This window comes from Mesorhizobium temperatum (genome assembly GCF_002284575.1).
In the GTDB taxonomy this organism is placed as follows: Bacteria; Pseudomonadota; Alphaproteobacteria; order Rhizobiales; family Rhizobiaceae; genus Mesorhizobium; species Mesorhizobium temperatum.
In genome coordinates, this window is record NZ_NPKJ01000077.1 from 44,084 (window position 1) to 58,964 (window position 14,881).

Consider the following 14,881-nt stretch of genomic DNA (forward strand, 5'->3'; position numbering starts at 1 on the left):
ACGGAGTTTCCCATGCTGACCATTTCGGCGGCCGAGGTCGATCATGCGCTGACCTTTCCCGGCCTGGTCGAGACGCTGCGCGCGGCCTTTCGCGATGGCGCGATACAACCGGTCAGGCATCACCATACGCTCGAACGGCCCGACGGCGCGGCCTCGACGCTGCTCCTGATGCCGGCCTGGACCGACTTCAATGCGGCCGGCACGTCGGCAGGCGGCCATATCGGCGTCAAGATCGTCACGGTGTCGCCCGACAACAACACCGTAGGCAAACCCGCGGTGATGGGGCTTTACCTCCTGCTCGACGGCGCGACCGGCGAGCCTGAAGCCATGATCGACGGCCAGCGGTTGACGCAGTGGCGCACGGCCTGCGCCTCGGCGCTGGCCGCCTCCTATCTGGCCCGCGAGGACGCTGAGCGGCTGCTGGTGGTGGGCGCCGGCGCGCTGTCGCCGTTCCTCGCCAGGGCACATTCAGCGGTGCGGCCGATCACCGCCATCCGCATCTGGAACCGCACACCGGCCAATGCCGAAAAGGTTGCAGCGGAATTGCGCGCCGAGGGCTTTGCGGCCACCGCCGCGAGCGATCTCGACGCCGAACTCGGCCAGGCCGACATCGTTTCGTCGGCGACCATCACGACCACGCCGCTGATCAAGGGCGCGCTGTTGAAGCCGGGAACCCATGTCGATCTGGTCGGCGGTTTCACGCCTGATATGCGCGAAAGCGACGACGATGCGATTGCGCGTGCCCGCGTCTATGTCGACACCCGGACCGGCGCCACCAAGGAAGCGGGCGACATCGTCCAGCCGCTGGCCTCGGGCGTGCTGAAGGCGCAAGCCATCGTCGCCGACCTGCATGAATTGGCACGCGGCCAGAAGAAGGGCCGGCAGAGCCCCGGTGAGATCACGCTGTTCAAATCGGTCGGCGCAGCCCTCGAAGACCTCGCCGCCGGCATTGCGGTGTACAAGGCGCTGGGGAGTAGGGGAGTAGGGGAGTAGGGGAGCCGTACCAATCGTGCGGCTTCGTGCTAGTCATAATTCCCCTATTCACTTACTCCCTTACTCCCTTACTCCCTTACTCCCTTACTCCCTTACTCCCTTACTCCCTTACTCCCTTGCTTCTCTGTTCCCGTTCGGACGGGAACGTGTCCGGCGTCACGCCGTTGTTCGGGCGTTATGGAGATACGCGGGTTCCTGTTGTTCTGGTCCATCTTGGCCGCCGTCGTCGCGGCGCTCAGCCTTGGACCGTCCTTCGCCCATGTTCTGGAATCGGCTCCTCGGCTGACGAAGTGGTCGCCTTCGCTCTGGCGCGAGACGACTGTCTTCAACGCCCAGTTCCAGCTGTTTGCCGTCATTGGCGCGCCACTCGACGTGGCCGCGATCGGCTGCCCGGGACTTCTCGCATGGATGCTGCGCAATGACCGTCCGGCGTTCTGGTACGCGTTGGCCGCTGCCGTGCTCTATGCGGTGTCTCTTGCGATGTGGTTTGCTCTCGTCAAGCCGACGAACGATATTCTGGCCACCTGGGTGCCTGGACCGATTCCGGAAAATTTCGAAGCGATCCGACTGCGCTGGGAAACCGGCCATATGATCGTCGCCGGCTTCAAGGCAGTCGGTTTCGTATCGCTGGTTGCCGCCCTGCTTTGGATCAGGCGCGGCTGACCGTTTCGGAAATGTCCAGCGACCGCGTTTGTTGCACCGGTGAATGTGCTGTGGCAGAAGCGGGCCAAGTCGCCCCGGAGATGCTCTTCTTGAAACCTTTTCGCGACAAACGCCGCGACAGCCGCTCGCATCAGCTCGCAAAGGGCGGGGCGGAACAGGCGCAGCGCGGGACCGGCACAGCACCGGGCAACCGCACCGAGCCGAAAACCGCGCCGCGCGTCCTTTCCCGCCGCGACGGCGCCCTGCCCGCCGAACACCTGCCGCTGATCCTCGAAGTGGCGCCCAACGCCGATTATGCGTTGCTCGACAGCGGCGCCGGTCAAAAGCTCGAGCAGTACGGGCCCTATCGCATCGTCCGGCCCGAAGGCCAGGCGATCTGGCAAAAAGCGTTGCCGGCCAAAGACTGGGACCGCGCCGACGCCATTTTCACCGGCGACACCGACGAGGAAGGCATCGGCCGCTGGCGCTTCCCCAAGACGCCGCTCGGCGAGACCTGGCCGATGAAGCATGACGGAATCGACTATCTCGGCCGCTTCACCTCGTTTCGCCATGTCGGCGTCTTCCCCGAGCAGGCCTCGCACTGGGACCACATGGCCGGGCTGATCGCGGCGGCGAAGCGACCGGTCAAGGTGCTGAATCTGTTCGGCTATACCGGCCTTGCCTCGCTGGTGGCGGCGCGCGCCGGCGCCGAGGTCACCCATGTCGATGCGTCCAAGAAGGCGATCGGCTGGGCCAGAGAGAACCAGGAGATGGCGGGCCTGTCGCAAAAGCCGATCCGCTGGATCATCGACGACGCCATGAAATTCGCCGAGCGCGAGGAGCGCCGCGGCAGCCGCTACGACATCATCCTGTTCGATCCGCCCGCCTATGGCCGTGGCCCCAAGGGCGAGGTCTGGCAATTGTTCGAGGACCTGCCTGATCTGACCGACCTCTGCAGCTCGATCCTGACGCCGAAGCCGCTTGCTGTCGTGCTGACCGCCTATTCGATCCGCGCCTCCTTCTTCGCCATCCATGCCTTGATGCGCGACACATTTGCCGGCATGGGCGGCACGGTCGAATCCGGCGAACTGATCATCCGCGAAAAATCCGCCGGCCGGGCGCTGTCTACGTCGCTGTTCTCACGCTGGGTGGCCTGAATGAGCGAGCGGCACGCCGGCGCGCCGGGGCAGGTGAAGGAAGTGACCAGCCTCGCCAATCCGTTGATCAAGGACATCAAGGCGCTCTCCCTGAAGAAATTCCGCGACCAGCAGAACGCCTTCATGGCCGAGGGACTGAAGCTGGTCATCGACGCGCTCGACCTCGGCTGGTCGATCCGGACGCTGGTCTTCGCCAAGGCCGGACGCGGCAACGCTGCAGTCGAAAAGGTCGCGGCGCGCACGGTTGCCGGCGGCGGCACCGTGCTCGAAGTTTCGGAAAAAGTGCTCGTCGCCATCACCCGCCGTGATAACCCGCAAATGGTGGTCGGCGTCTTTTCGCAGAAATTCCTGCCGCTGAAGGACATCCGCGCTCAAGACGGCGACGTCTGGGTGGCGCTCGACCGCGTGCGCGACCCCGGCAATCTCGGCACCGTCATCCGCACCGTCGATGCCGTTGGCGCCAAGGGCATCATCCTGGTCGGCGAGACCACCGATCCTTTTTCCGTCGAGACCGTGCGCGCCACGATGGGCTCGATCTTCGCGGTGCCGGTCGCCAAGGCGACGCCGGAAACCTTCCTTGCGTGGCGAAAAGGCTTTCCTGGCCTCGTTGCCGGCACACATCTGAAGGGTGCGGTCGACTACCGCTCGGTCGACTTTTCCAAAGGCCCGGTGCTGCTGATGATGGGCAACGAACAGCAGGGCCTGCCCGAAAGCATGGCCGAAAGCTGTGACAGATTGCTGCGGATTCCGCAGGCCGGCCGGGCCGATTCGCTCAATCTCGCGGTGGCCACCGGCATCATGCTGTTCGAGATCCGGCGCGGCGCGCTGAAACTTGCCCCAGAGGACGCCAAACCGTGACATCCCAAATGGTCAAATCCCCAACGGCAAAATCATGGTTCCCCTACGCCCTGCTGGTCGCAGCCGCGATAGCGCTCGACCAGTGGGTGAAATACCTGGTCGAGACCGGCCTTGCCTTCCAGGAAAAGGTCGATCTTGTACCGTTCCTGGCGCTGTATCGCACCTACAACACCGGCATCGCCTTCTCGATGTTTTCGTCCTTCGGCGACACCGGCCTGGTGGTCATCGCCGCTTTCGTCGTCGCTTTCGTGCTCTATCTCGCGGCCCGCACCCCGCCCGGCCACGTGCTTACCCGCATCGGCTTTGCCCTGATCGTCGGCGGCGCGCTCGGCAATCTGTTCGACCGCGTTACCTATGGTCACGTGATCGACTACATCCTGTTCCACACCCCGGTATGGTCCTTTGCCATCTTCAACCTCGCCGACGCCTTCATCGCGGTCGGCGCGGTGGTGGTCGTCTTCGACGAACTCATCGGTTGGCGGCGCGAGGCCAAACCCTCAAGCGATTGACCTGGCCCTCTGCCGCCATACAGTGGCCATTCGAAAAGCCCGAGGAGAAGACATGTCCGAAACCTTCAAAGCCATCCTCGTTTCGCGCGATGCCGAGAAGAAGCAGTCGGTCGCGGTGACCGACCTCACCGAGGCCGACCTGATGGAAGGCGATGTCACCGTCGCCGTCGAGGCGACGACGGTGAACTACAAGGACGGCCTCGCCATATCAGGCAAGGCGCCGGTGATCCGCCGCTGGCCATTGGTGCCGGGCATTGACTTCGCCGGCACCGTCGTCTCGTCTTCCCATGCCGACTGGCGCAAGGGGGACAAGGTCATATTGAACGGCTGGGGCGTCGGCGAGACGCATTTTGGCGCCTATGCCGAGCGTGCCCGTGTCAACGGCGACTGGCTGGTGCCGCTGCCTCAGGGCATGAGCCCGCATGATGCCATGGCGATCGGCACCGCCGGCTACACCGCCATGCTTTGCGTCATCGCGCTGGAACGGCACGGCATCGTGCCCGATCGCGGCCCGGTGGTGGTGACGGGCGCGGCTGGCGGCGTCGGCTCGGTCGCGGTCTCGATCCTGTCCAGCCTCGGCTATCATGTCATCGCCTCGACCGGCCGCAGCGCTGAAAGCCCCTATCTGATCGACCTGGGTGCTGCGGAAGTGATTTCGCGCGACGAGCTTGCCCAGCCGGCAAAGCCGCTCGCCAAGGAACGCTGGGCCGGCGGCGTCGATGCGGTCGGCAGTCACACGCTGGCCAATGTCCTTTCGATGACCTCCTATGGCGGCGCCGTCGCCGCCTGCGGCCTAGCAGGCGGCATGGATCTGCCGGCGAGCGTCGCCCCGTTCATCCTGCGCGGCGTTTGTCTGCTCGGCATCGATTCGGTGATGGCGCCAAAAGTGGTCCGCCTGGAGGCGTGGCGCCGCATCGGCACGGACCTCGATCTCCAGAAGCTCGCCAGCCTATCCACGACCATTGGCTTTGACGGCATCATCGACGCCGCGCACGACATCGTCGAGGGCAAGATCCGTGGCCGCGTGGTGGTGGATATGTGAGTTCTGTCGTCTGCCGTTTTGCGCGAAAGGAAGGCAAAAAACCGCGCGACCGATAAAATTCGAACGATCGGCCGCAATTTTCCATAATCTCTGTCTGGCAAGGGTTTCCGCATGGTCACGGAATCCGGTATCAGAGAAACGGAGAGCGCCGAAAGCGTCGACGAGATCGGCCCGGAGGCGCCAAGACGGCGGCATATCGCAGCGCCGCCACTGGCGCCCGAACTGCCCGCCGCCAATCGCGAAGGCCTGCCGTTCCTGACGCTCGTCGCCATAGTCGTGCTGGCAGGTCTGTCGCATCTGACCGGAGCGCCGATCTTCATCACTTTCGGCCTTTTGGCGACTGGCATGGCCGGTCTCGCCGTGCATCTGCGTGCCAGGCGCAAGGAGCGTCGTACGGTTGCCCTCCTTGGCGAGACCGCAGCTCGCAACCGCGCCGAGGTCGAGACCCTGGCCGACCGCATGTGGGAGATGCAGGAGAGCGAGGAACGCTTTCGCGGGCTGATCGACGCGCTTGGCGATCTCGTCGTCCACCGCGACCGTGACGGCCACATCGTCTATGCCAACAAGGTTTTCGCCGATCTTGTCGGAGCCGATCAGCGCGACCTTGCCGGCAGGACCCTTGCCGAACTCGGCATCGACGTCGGCATCGTTCCCGATGCCGCTTTTTCCGACCACGAATGCCTGAGCTCCACCGACGTCGCCATTCGCACGCCGGCTGGCCCGCGCTGGTTCTCATGGATCGAACTGTCCGTGCGCGACAAGGAGAACGGCGGCGCCTCGCATCGCGCCATCGCCCGCGACATCACCGCCCGCAAGCACGCCGAATCGTCGCTGATCACCGCCCGTGAGCGAGCCGAATATGCAAGCCAGGCCAAATCGCGCTTCCTCGCCACCGTCAGCCACGAGATCCGCACGCCGATGAACGGCATCATGGGCATGGCCAGGCTGCTGGCGGACACCAATCTCTCGCCCGAACAACGGACCTATGTCGGCGCCGTCTCGACCTCGGCCAGCGCACTGCTGGCGCTGATCGAGGATCTGCTCGACTATTCCAAGATCGAGGCCGGCCGCTTCGATCCCGAACCGCAGCCAATGTCGGTGCGCGAGATCGCCGACAACGTCGTCGAACTCTTGGCTGCGCGCGCCTTCGCCAAGAATATCGGCCTTGGCTGCCATGTCGAACCCGACGTGCCGCAGATGATATCAGCCGATCCGGGAAGGGTCAGGCAGGTGCTGCTCAACCTGATCGGCAACGCGATCAAGTTCACCGACAGCGGCGGCGTTTTGGTGAGCATCGCTCGTACCCGCACCGAAACCACCGACCGCATATGCTTCACCGTCGCCGACACCGGTCCCGGCCTGCACGAGGACGACATGGAGCGCATCTTCGAGGAATTCGAACAGGCTGATGGCACGTCGACCCGCGCGCATGGCGGCGCCGGGCTCGGTCTTGCCATCTCCAGGCGCCTGGTGATCGCCATGGGCGGCACGATTTCGGTATCGAGCCGGCTCAGCCAAGGCTCCGAGTTCGTCTTCGAAGTCCCTGCAATATCGGCCACCGAGCCGCCGCAGACCCGCCTGAATGCGCTGTCAGGACGGCGCGCGGTGATCCTATCGAGGAACGCCATCGAGGCCGACGCCATCGCCCGCACCATCCGTGCCAATGGCGGCATGGTCGGTCTGGCCGCGACCGCCGCCCAGGCAGCGTCCTTCGCAGAAGGCTGCGACGTGCTTCTGGTCGATGCGGCCATGGAGGAGGGCGACGGCAGGTTGCTCAAACGCCTTCGCCAGAGCGGCTTTGCCGATTGCGAGGCGATCACGCTGATCGCGCCTACCGACCGCGGCATGCTGAGCGAGTTCCGCGCCAGCGGCTACGCCACCTTTCTGGCACGGCCGGTGCGCGGCGAGACGTTGCTGCGCGTGCTTTTGACCAGCAGCGTGCCCGCCCTCACCCAGCCACAGCCGGAAAAGCCCGGCGCACCATCCGTCCGTGCCATTGGCGGCCGCAGGCAGGGGCTGTCCGTGCTGATCGCCGAGGATAACGACATCAACGCCATGCTTGCCCGTGCCACTCTCCTGAAGGCCGGGCATCGCGTGAAAGTGGTCGGCAACGGCAAGGCCGCCGTCGAGGCCGTCACTGGGACCGGTCACAAGCACCGCTTCGACGTGGTGCTGATGGACCTGCACATGCCTGTCATGGACGGGCTGGACGCCATCGCCGCCATCCGGCGGCACGAGGAGGAAACCGCCGTGCCGCCGGTTCCAATCATGGTGCTTTCGGCGGACAGCCAGGAAACGACGCGCCACGCCGTGCTTGCCCATGGCGCCAGCGGCTTCGTCACCAAGCCGCTCGACCCCGACGCGCTTGTCCATGCGATCGAGGGTCAGGTGGCCGCCTGATCCGCCGGCTGTCCTTCCTGGCTTCCGTGCGTAACATAGCCGGTTGAAGGATTACCCAGCCGACGAAGTATTGCCCGTAGCACCGTATCACGGTACTGTCACAATCCTGTTGCACCTACACCGTATCCCCGTGCCAAGAGGGATGGCTCGAAGGAGAATCACTCGTGCATACAGTTATGCCGGAACGTGACGCTCGGCCGAACGCCAGTGGTGCTTTGCTCACCGGGCGGAACGTCGATGCCGTCATAAAAGGCGAAGCGCTCGGCCGAATCGGCAACCTCGAAGTGCGGCTCGCCCGCAACGAGGCCGAGATCGCCGCCGCGCAGGAAGTGCGCTACCGGGTGTTCTATGACGAGCTTGGTGCCAGGAAGGACCTGTTCCAGGTGCAGGACCGCCGCGACGCCGACCATTTCGATCCGCTTTGTGATCATTTGCTCGTCTTCGACACCTCGCTGTCCGGTCCCGAGCATCGCCGCATTGTCGGTACCTACCGCCTGCTGCGGCAGGAAATCGCGGCAGCGGCCGGCGGCTTCTATTCCGAGGGCGAATTCGAACTGACCAATCTTATCGCCCGCCACCCCGGCCAGCGTTTCCTCGAGCTCGGCCGCTCCTGCGTCTTGCCGGAATACCGCTCGAAGCGCACCATCGAGGCGCTCTGGCAAGGTATTTGGGCCTATATCAACCATTACGGGATCGGCGTGATGACCGGTTGCGCTTCGTTCCACGGCACCGTGCCGGCGGCGCACGCCGAAGCGCTGACCTATCTCGCCCATCACTGCCGGACGAATTCGGCCTGGGACGTGCGTGCGGTCGCCGGGCGCTACTGTTCCATGGATTTGATGCCGATCGAGGCGGTCAATGCCAAGGCCGCGATCGCGGCGATGCCGCCGCTGGTCAAGGGCTATCTGCGCGTCGGCGCGCGCATCGGCGACGGCTGCGTCATCGACCGCGAATTCTCGACGGTCGACGTGTTCGTGGTGATGCCGGTCCAGGAGATCGGCGCCCGCTACGTCAATTATTATGGCGGGGAAGCCCAGCGTTTCGCCGCCTGAGTAGGGCAGTAGGGGAATAAGGCAGTAGGGGAGTAGGGGGAGAGAAGCAACGGCCGGAGTAGGCAATTGCTCTACTTTATCGTAGGTAGCGTTATTCCCTACTCCCGTACTGCCCTACTTCCGTACTGCCCTATTCCCCTACTCCCCTAACTTACGCATCCTTCTCGGCTTGCTCATTCACCGGCCCTGGCTCGACCGGCGCTTCACCAGCTACATGCTTGGGACCGCCCTTGGCAACGCCGACCATGGCCGGCCGCAACACCCGCTCGCCGATCGAATAGCCTGGCTGCACGACCTGGACCACGGTGTTGGCCGGCACCTCCGGATTGGGCACCTCGAACATCGCCTGGTGGAAATTCGGGTCGAATTTCTCGCCTTCCGGCTCGAGCTTCTTCACCCCGTGCCGCTCCAGCGCCGATAGCATGGCGCGCTCGGTGAGTTCGACGCCCTCGATCAGCGCCTTGAAGCCGGCATCGCCCGACGCCTTGGCCTCAGCCGGAATCGCATCCAGCGCGCGGCGCAGATTGTCCGACACCGACAGCATGTCACGGGCGAAATTGGCAACGGCATAGGCACGTGCGTCGTGCACATCGCGTGCGGTACGGCGGCGCAGGTTCTCCATCTCAGCCGCGACGCGGAGCGCGCGGTCCTTCAACTCGTCGTTTTCCTTCAGCAGCCGCACAAGCGCCTCGTAGTCGCCGTCGACGCTGCCTTCCGTATGTTCGGTGGCAGCCCCGGCCGTCTCGGCTTCATCGGGCGCGCGTTCGTCTTTTGCCTGGTCGCTCATCGCCGTTTCCCGTCATTTCGAATGGTGTGGATTTGTGCCCGATATCGAGGTTTGGCGGCCAAAAATCAAGGGGCAAGCGATACTGGAGCGGCCGCCCGCGCTTCAACGACGCATCATGAAGACCTTTCGTTATTAATTCAAATTTTACTGTAACCGCCGGCTTTGCTTGCCAAGATGCTGCGATGGGGGAACCATTCGTCTGCTGGAAGAGTTTCGAAGCCGACACAGGATTTTGAGATGGCGACCCGCAACGACGGCGACCGTAATGGCGCCCGCAACAATGACGAAAGACGTGAAAGGCTCGCGGCCGGCATCAGGCGCCAGTTCGGCACCGAGGCAACGATGCACTTTCTGCGCGCGTTGCCGGCGTTCCGGACGGAGAACGACATTCCCGATCGTTTCAAGGAATTGCTTGACCGCCTGGACGGCATCGAAAGCAGCGTTGCCGCCGGTGGCAGCCGGCGATAGACAACACACTCGCCTGTCGCTGCGTGCCATTGGCATGCCTTTTGCCGCACCTTGCGCGTCGCGCGACAATTACGCGCAGTAACTTGGCGTGATCCCTGCCTTGCGGCAACGGGATGGGCCGTCTATGCTTCCTGATGAACATGATTTCCCCCGAAGCTGTAGCGAACAGCAAACGTGCCTGGTTGAAAATCCTGGCGCGTTACAAGAAACCTGACAGGCGGCGCAGCGCCGTCGAACTTGCCATCACCCTCATCCCCTTTGCCACGCTGTGGGCACTGTCCTCGGCTGCCTATGCCCATGGTCATTGGTGGGGTCTGATCCTCATCCTTCCGGCCGCCGGCTTTCTGGTGCGGATCTTCATGATCCAGCACGATTGCGGCCACGGTTCCTTCTTCGCCAACCGCACCGCCGACGACTGGATCGGCCGCGGGCTGGGCATCCTGACCTTGACCCCCTACGATTGCTGGCGGCGTGCCCACGCTACCCATCACGCCAGCGCCGGCAACCTCGATGAGCGCGGCACGGGCGACATCAGGACGCTGACTGTCGCCGAATATCGGCAAATGTCCTGGCGGGGCCGCCTTGCCTATCGTCTCTATCGCCATCCGCTCGTCATGTTCGGCCTCGGCCCCATTTGGCTTTTCATCTTTGAGCAGAGACTGCCGGTCGGCATGATGCGAGGCGGCGTCACGCCCTGGGTGTCGTCAATGGCCACCAATGTGGCCATCGCGGTCGCCGCCGCCGCCCTCGTCTGGTTCGTCGGCCTCGAAGCGTTCCTGGTTGTCCATTTGCCCATCGTCGTTCTGGCCGGTTCCGCCGGCATCTGGCTGTTCTATGTCCAGCACCAGTTCGAAGAGACCGAGTGGGCAAAGGACTCTGAATGGGAGTTCCAGCATGCGGCCCTGCACGGCTCGTCCTATTATGACCTGCCGCCGGTACTGAACTGGTTCACCGGCAATATCGGCGTCCATCACGTGCACCACCTCTCCGCCAAGGTGCCGTGCTATCGCCTGCAGGAGGTCCTGAGGGACTATCCGGAACTGCGCGAAATCGGCCGCGTCACGCTTCTCGACAGCCTGCGCTGCGTCAAGCTGGCGCTGTGGGATGAGAGCCGCAGCAAGCTGGTGTCGTTTCGCGAAGCGCGGATGGCCGCGTAAAGCGCGTCCCCCAAAAAGGACGCGCGGCGCTGTAAAGCCGCCGCACCACAGATGCGGCGGCTTTCCAAGATCTAGCTCAAGCCGCCTTGCGTTCGTCGCGCATCAGGATCTCGCCGTGGCGGATCTCGGTGCCGAGCACTTTCAGGCATTCGCGCATGAAGGCGGCGAGGCCCGGCCAGCCTTTGGCCGAGACCAGATTGCCGTCGACATGGGCGCCGCTCGGCGCGACATCGATGTAGGTGCCGCCGGCGAGCGTGACTTCCGGCTCGCAATACTGCAGCGCCGCGACCTCCCTGCCGCGCAGCACGCCGTCGACCGCCATCAGGATCTGCGCGCCATGGCAGATGGTGAAGATCGGCTTGCCGGTCTCGTGGAAATGCCGCACCAGCGCCTGCACGCGCGTGTCGATGCGGATATATTCCGGGCCGCGCCCGCCTGCCGCATAGACGGCGTCGTATTCGGCCGGATTCACCTCGGCAAAGGTCTTGTTGAGGATGTAGTCGTGGCCGAGCTTTTCCGTATAGGTCTGGTGACCCTCGAAGTCGTGAAGCGACGTCTTCAGGATATCGCCCGCCTTCTTGTCGGGACACACGACATGGACCGTGTGGCCGACCGCATGCATGGCCTGTTCAAAGACGAAAATCTCGTATTCCTCGCTGAACTCGCCAACGAGCATCAATATCTTCTTACCAGCCATTCTCGGTTCCTCCCTTGGTGGCGATATTTATTTCGGATCGCGAAATAATAGGCCCTATCTTAAGGTGCAGACGCCGAAATAAAAGATTGAATCTGCAAAGTGGTCCGACCAGATGCGACCTGCTCCGTGGGGAAGATCAGCCGGCGCGCACCCGCCGCCAGGAATATTTGGGGCCTTTGGCCTCCGGCTTCACGGTCGGCTGGTAGGAGAGCGGCAGACCGCCGGTGCGGCCTTCCTCGAGCCGTTTCAGCAACACTGGATTTGATACTTCGAACTCGTCGAAGCCGAGGCGCAGCATATGCGGAAGCTGGTCGACCAGAACCTGTCCCGTGGCGCGGACCGCGCCCTCGAAACGGTAGCGGCTGCGCAGCAGTTCGCCCTTGGAGAAGGACCGGCCGTCACTGAAAGCCGGGAAGGCCAGCGCCACCAGCGATATCTGGTCGAGCAGGTCCGCGATCTTTTCGAGCTGATCGCCGGGCTGAAGCAGCACGCCGAGGCGCTCCTTCGCCGACCGGCGCACCGCCGGATCGAGGTCGAGAAACGCCTGCAGCGGCAGGATGAAGCGGCCATTGCCGGACAGTGCGTCGGCACTCTCGGCATGGCTCCACTCGTCCTCGCTAAAACCCGTCGGGGTCCAGAGGCGGGTAACAGTCTCTGGCGTCAGTTCGGTCATCGAAAATTCCTAAAGCTCAAAAAAGATCCTAAAGCGATGCGTCGGTCAGCGACTTCTCCAGCCCCGACAAATGGATGCCGCACTCGGTCTTGGCGTGCCCTGCCCAGCGGCCGCTGCGCGCGTCATCGCCCGGCTGCACCGGCTGCGTGCACGGGAAGCAACCTATCGACAGATAGCCATAGGCGACCAGCGGATTCTCACGCAGCGCATGCGCGCGCATATAGTTGGCCTGGTCGGCGGTCGTCCAATGCGCCAGCGGATTGATGCGGATGCGCGAGCCGACCGCCTCGAACACCGGAAGGGACGCCCGCGTCGTCGCCTGAAAACGCTTGCGGCCGGTGAACCAGGCGCGGAACGGCTCGACGCCGCGCGCCAATGGCTCGACCTTGCGAACACCACAGCAGGCGTCGGTGTCGGTCTCGTTCAGATTGCCGGTCGGATCGATCCGTTCGAGTGCCGCTTCTTCGGGCGTGATCACCCTTATGTCGGTCAGCCCGAAATCGGCAACGAGCGCGTCGCGATAGCCGAGCGTCTCCTCGAAGTGCTTGCCGGTGTCGAGGAAGATCACCGGCAGCGTCCGATCGATCTTGGCGATCATGTGCAGCAGCACTGCCGAATCCGCGCCGAACGACGAAACCGCGGCGATCTCACCGTGAAAGAATTCCTGGGCCGACCGCTCGATGATCTCCAGCGGCTTCAGATGACCATAGAGCGCATCGAGCCCCGCCGCTTCGGCGGCGATACCGGCCTCGACGTCGACGATACGATCAAGCGGCCTTGGCTTCGCCAGCATAGAGCGCCTCCTTGAACGGCGCGGGACCGACACGGCGGTAGGCGTCGATGAATTTTTCGTTTCTGTCCAGCCGAAGCCCGAGATAGGTCTCGACGATCTGTTCGATGGCGTCGGTGATCTCTGCCGAGCTGAAGCCGCGGCCGATGATCTCGCCGACCGAGGTGTTCTCGTCGGCCGAGCCGCCGAGCGTGACCTGATAGAGTTCGGCACCCTTCTTTTCGACGCCGAGGATGCCGATATGGCCGACATGGTGATGGCCGCAGGCGTTGATGCAGCCGGAAATCTTCAGCTTCAATTCGCCGATCTCGCGCTGCCGCTCGAGCGAAGCGAAACGAAGCGAGATTTCCTGCGCCACCGGAATGGAACGCGCCGTGGCCAGCGCGCAATAATCGAGGCCAGGGCACGAGATGATGTCTGATATCAGGTTGGAGTTGGCCGTTGCCAGTCCGATGTCGACCAGTGCGTCATAGACCGCCTTGAGGTCGGCGCGCGCGACATGCGGCAGGATCAGGTTCTGCTCATGGCTGACGCGCAACTCGTCGAAGGCATATTTTTCGGCAGCGTCGGCGACCGCTTCCATCTGGCTGTCGGAGGCGTCGCCCGGCGCTTCGCCGATGCCCTTGAGCGAGATCGTCACGGCGGCATAATCGGGATGGCGGTGGGTCACCACGTTCTGGTCGAGCCATTCCGAAAAGCTCTTCGAATCGAGGCGGGCAAGCTTGACCGCCTCGTCGCCTTCCGGCCGGTCGGTCAAAGCCGGCGGCGCGAAATAAGCATCGATGGCGCGGATATCGGCTTCCGGCAGCTTTAGATCCGCATCCTTCAGCTCCTGCCATTCGGCCTCGACCTGACGGGTGATCTCCTCTACGCCGGTCTCGTGGACGAGGATCTTGATGCGCGCCTTGTATTTGTTGTCGCGGCGGCCGTAGAGGTTGTAAACGCGCAGGATCGCCGTGCAGTAGGACAGAAGGTCCGCCTCGGGCAGGAAGTCGCGGATCTTCTTGGCGATCATCGGCGTACGGCCCTGACCGCCGCCGACATAGACGGCGAAACCGAGTTCGCCGGCAGCGTTCTTCTTCAAATGCAGGCCGATGTCATGCGTCTGGATGGCGGCGCGGTCGCGCTCGGCGCCGGTCACTGCGATCTTGAATTTTCTCGGCAGGAACGAGAACTCCGGATGCACCGACGACCATTGGCGCAGGATTTCCGCATAGGGGCGCGGATCGGCAACTTCGTCGGCCGCGGCACCGGCAAAGTGGTCGGCGGTGACGTTGCGGATGCAGTTGCCGCTGGTCTGGATGGCGTGCATTTCCACACTCGCCAGATCGGCCAGGATCGCCGGAATGTCCGACAGCGCCGGCCAGTTGAACTGGATGTTCTGGCGCGTCGTGAAGTGGCCGTAGCCCTTGTCGTATTTGCGTGCGATGTGGCCGAGCATGCGCAGCTGCTTGCTGTTCAGCGTGCCGTAAGGCACCGCGATGCGCAGCATGTAGGCGTGCAACTGCAGGTAGACGCCGTTCATCAGCCTCAGCGGCCGGAACTGATCCTCGGTGATCTCGCCGGCAAGCCGCCGCGTGACCTGATCGCTGAACTCGGCGACGCGGGCCTGGACGAAATCGTGATCGAACTCATCGTAACGGTACATGTCTGGTC

General features: G+C 63.7%; 15 protein-coding genes. 10 read left to right on the forward strand and 5 right to left on the reverse strand.

The features are described 5' to 3' along the window. Positions 1–12 precede the first annotated feature (12 nt). From lhpI to olsB, 8 genes are all read left to right on the forward strand, one after another. The gene (gene lhpI / locus CIT26_RS35200) at positions 13–993 is read left to right on the forward strand and encodes a bifunctional Delta(1)-pyrroline-2-carboxylate/Delta(1)-piperideine-2-carboxylate reductase (RefSeq protein WP_095496860.1); all 981 of its coding nucleotides are present in this window, start codon (positions 13–15) and stop codon (positions 991–993) included. Between the two features lie 177 nt (positions 994–1,170). Next, positions 1,171–1,656 carry a hypothetical protein gene (locus CIT26_RS35205; protein WP_095496861.1) on the forward strand — a complete coding sequence of 162 codons (486 nt, stop codon included), beginning with the start codon at positions 1,171–1,173 and terminating at the stop codon, positions 1,654–1,656. Positions 1,657–1,745: 89 nt separating this feature from the next. After that, a complete protein-coding gene (locus tag CIT26_RS35210; RefSeq protein ID WP_095496908.1) occupies positions 1,746–2,792 on the forward strand; it encodes an RsmD family RNA methyltransferase in 1,047 nt (348 codons plus the stop codon). Beyond that, entirely contained in the window at positions 2,793–3,650 is an 858-nt protein-coding gene (locus CIT26_RS35215; protein ID WP_095496862.1) for a TrmH family RNA methyltransferase, read from the forward strand. It begins immediately after the preceding gene. Between the two features lie 8 nt (positions 3,651–3,658). Next, a complete protein-coding gene (gene lspA / locus CIT26_RS35220; RefSeq protein ID WP_095496863.1) occupies positions 3,659–4,159 on the forward strand; it encodes a signal peptidase II in 501 nt (166 codons plus the stop codon). A 52-nt stretch (positions 4,160–4,211) separates the two neighbouring features. Beyond that, the gene (acuI, locus tag CIT26_RS35225) at positions 4,212–5,201 is read left to right on the forward strand and encodes an acrylyl-CoA reductase (NADPH) (protein ID WP_095496864.1); all 990 of its coding nucleotides are present in this window, start codon (positions 4,212–4,214) and stop codon (positions 5,199–5,201) included. Positions 5,202–5,312: 111 nt separating this feature from the next. After that, positions 5,313–7,601, forward strand: a complete 2,289-nt coding sequence (locus CIT26_RS35230) for a hybrid sensor histidine kinase/response regulator (protein ID WP_095496865.1) — start codon at positions 5,313–5,315, stop codon at positions 7,599–7,601. 176 nt (positions 7,602–7,777) lie between these two features. Beyond that, entirely contained in the window at positions 7,778–8,653 is an 876-nt protein-coding gene (gene olsB / locus CIT26_RS35235; RefSeq protein WP_167391653.1) for a l-ornithine N(alpha)-acyltransferase, read from the forward strand. A gap of 151 nt (positions 8,654–8,804) precedes the next feature. Here olsB and grpE read toward each other — a convergent pair whose 3' ends face one another. Further along, a complete protein-coding gene (grpE, locus tag CIT26_RS35240) occupies positions 8,805–9,440 on the reverse strand; it encodes a nucleotide exchange factor GrpE (RefSeq protein ID WP_095496867.1) in 636 nt (211 codons plus the stop codon). A gap of 237 nt (positions 9,441–9,677) precedes the next feature. On the opposite strand from grpE, the gene CIT26_RS35245 reads away from it, so the two are divergent. Then, positions 9,678–9,908, forward strand: coding sequence for a hypothetical protein (locus tag CIT26_RS35245; RefSeq protein ID WP_095496868.1), 231 nt, complete (start codon positions 9,678–9,680; stop codon positions 9,906–9,908). A gap of 134 nt (positions 9,909–10,042) precedes the next feature. After that, on the forward strand, positions 10,043–11,065 hold the full coding sequence (locus CIT26_RS35250; protein ID WP_095496909.1) for a fatty acid desaturase: 1,023 nt from the start codon (positions 10,043–10,045) through the stop codon (positions 11,063–11,065). Positions 11,066–11,141: 76 nt separating this feature from the next. Here the strand turns inward: CIT26_RS35250 and CIT26_RS35255 are convergent, their stop codons facing one another. From CIT26_RS35255 to CIT26_RS35270, 4 genes are all read right to left on the reverse strand, one after another. Beyond that, entirely contained in the window at positions 11,142–11,762 is a 621-nt protein-coding gene (locus CIT26_RS35255; protein ID WP_095496869.1) for a DJ-1/PfpI family protein, read from the reverse strand. Positions 11,763–11,898: 136 nt separating this feature from the next. Further along, complete coding sequence (locus CIT26_RS35260; RefSeq protein ID WP_095496870.1) at positions 11,899–12,435, reverse strand: DUF934 domain-containing protein; 537 nt, start codon at positions 12,433–12,435, stop codon at positions 11,899–11,901. 28 nt (positions 12,436–12,463) lie between these two features. Beyond that, entirely contained in the window at positions 12,464–13,228 is a 765-nt protein-coding gene (locus CIT26_RS35265) for a phosphoadenylyl-sulfate reductase (protein ID WP_095496871.1), read from the reverse strand. After that, the gene (locus CIT26_RS35270) at positions 13,203–14,873 is read right to left on the reverse strand and encodes a nitrite/sulfite reductase (RefSeq protein ID WP_095496872.1); all 1,671 of its coding nucleotides are present in this window, start codon (positions 14,871–14,873) and stop codon (positions 13,203–13,205) included. Before CIT26_RS35270 ends, CIT26_RS35265 begins: the two co-directional genes overlap by 26 nt. Positions 14,874–14,881: the final 8 nt, after the last annotated feature.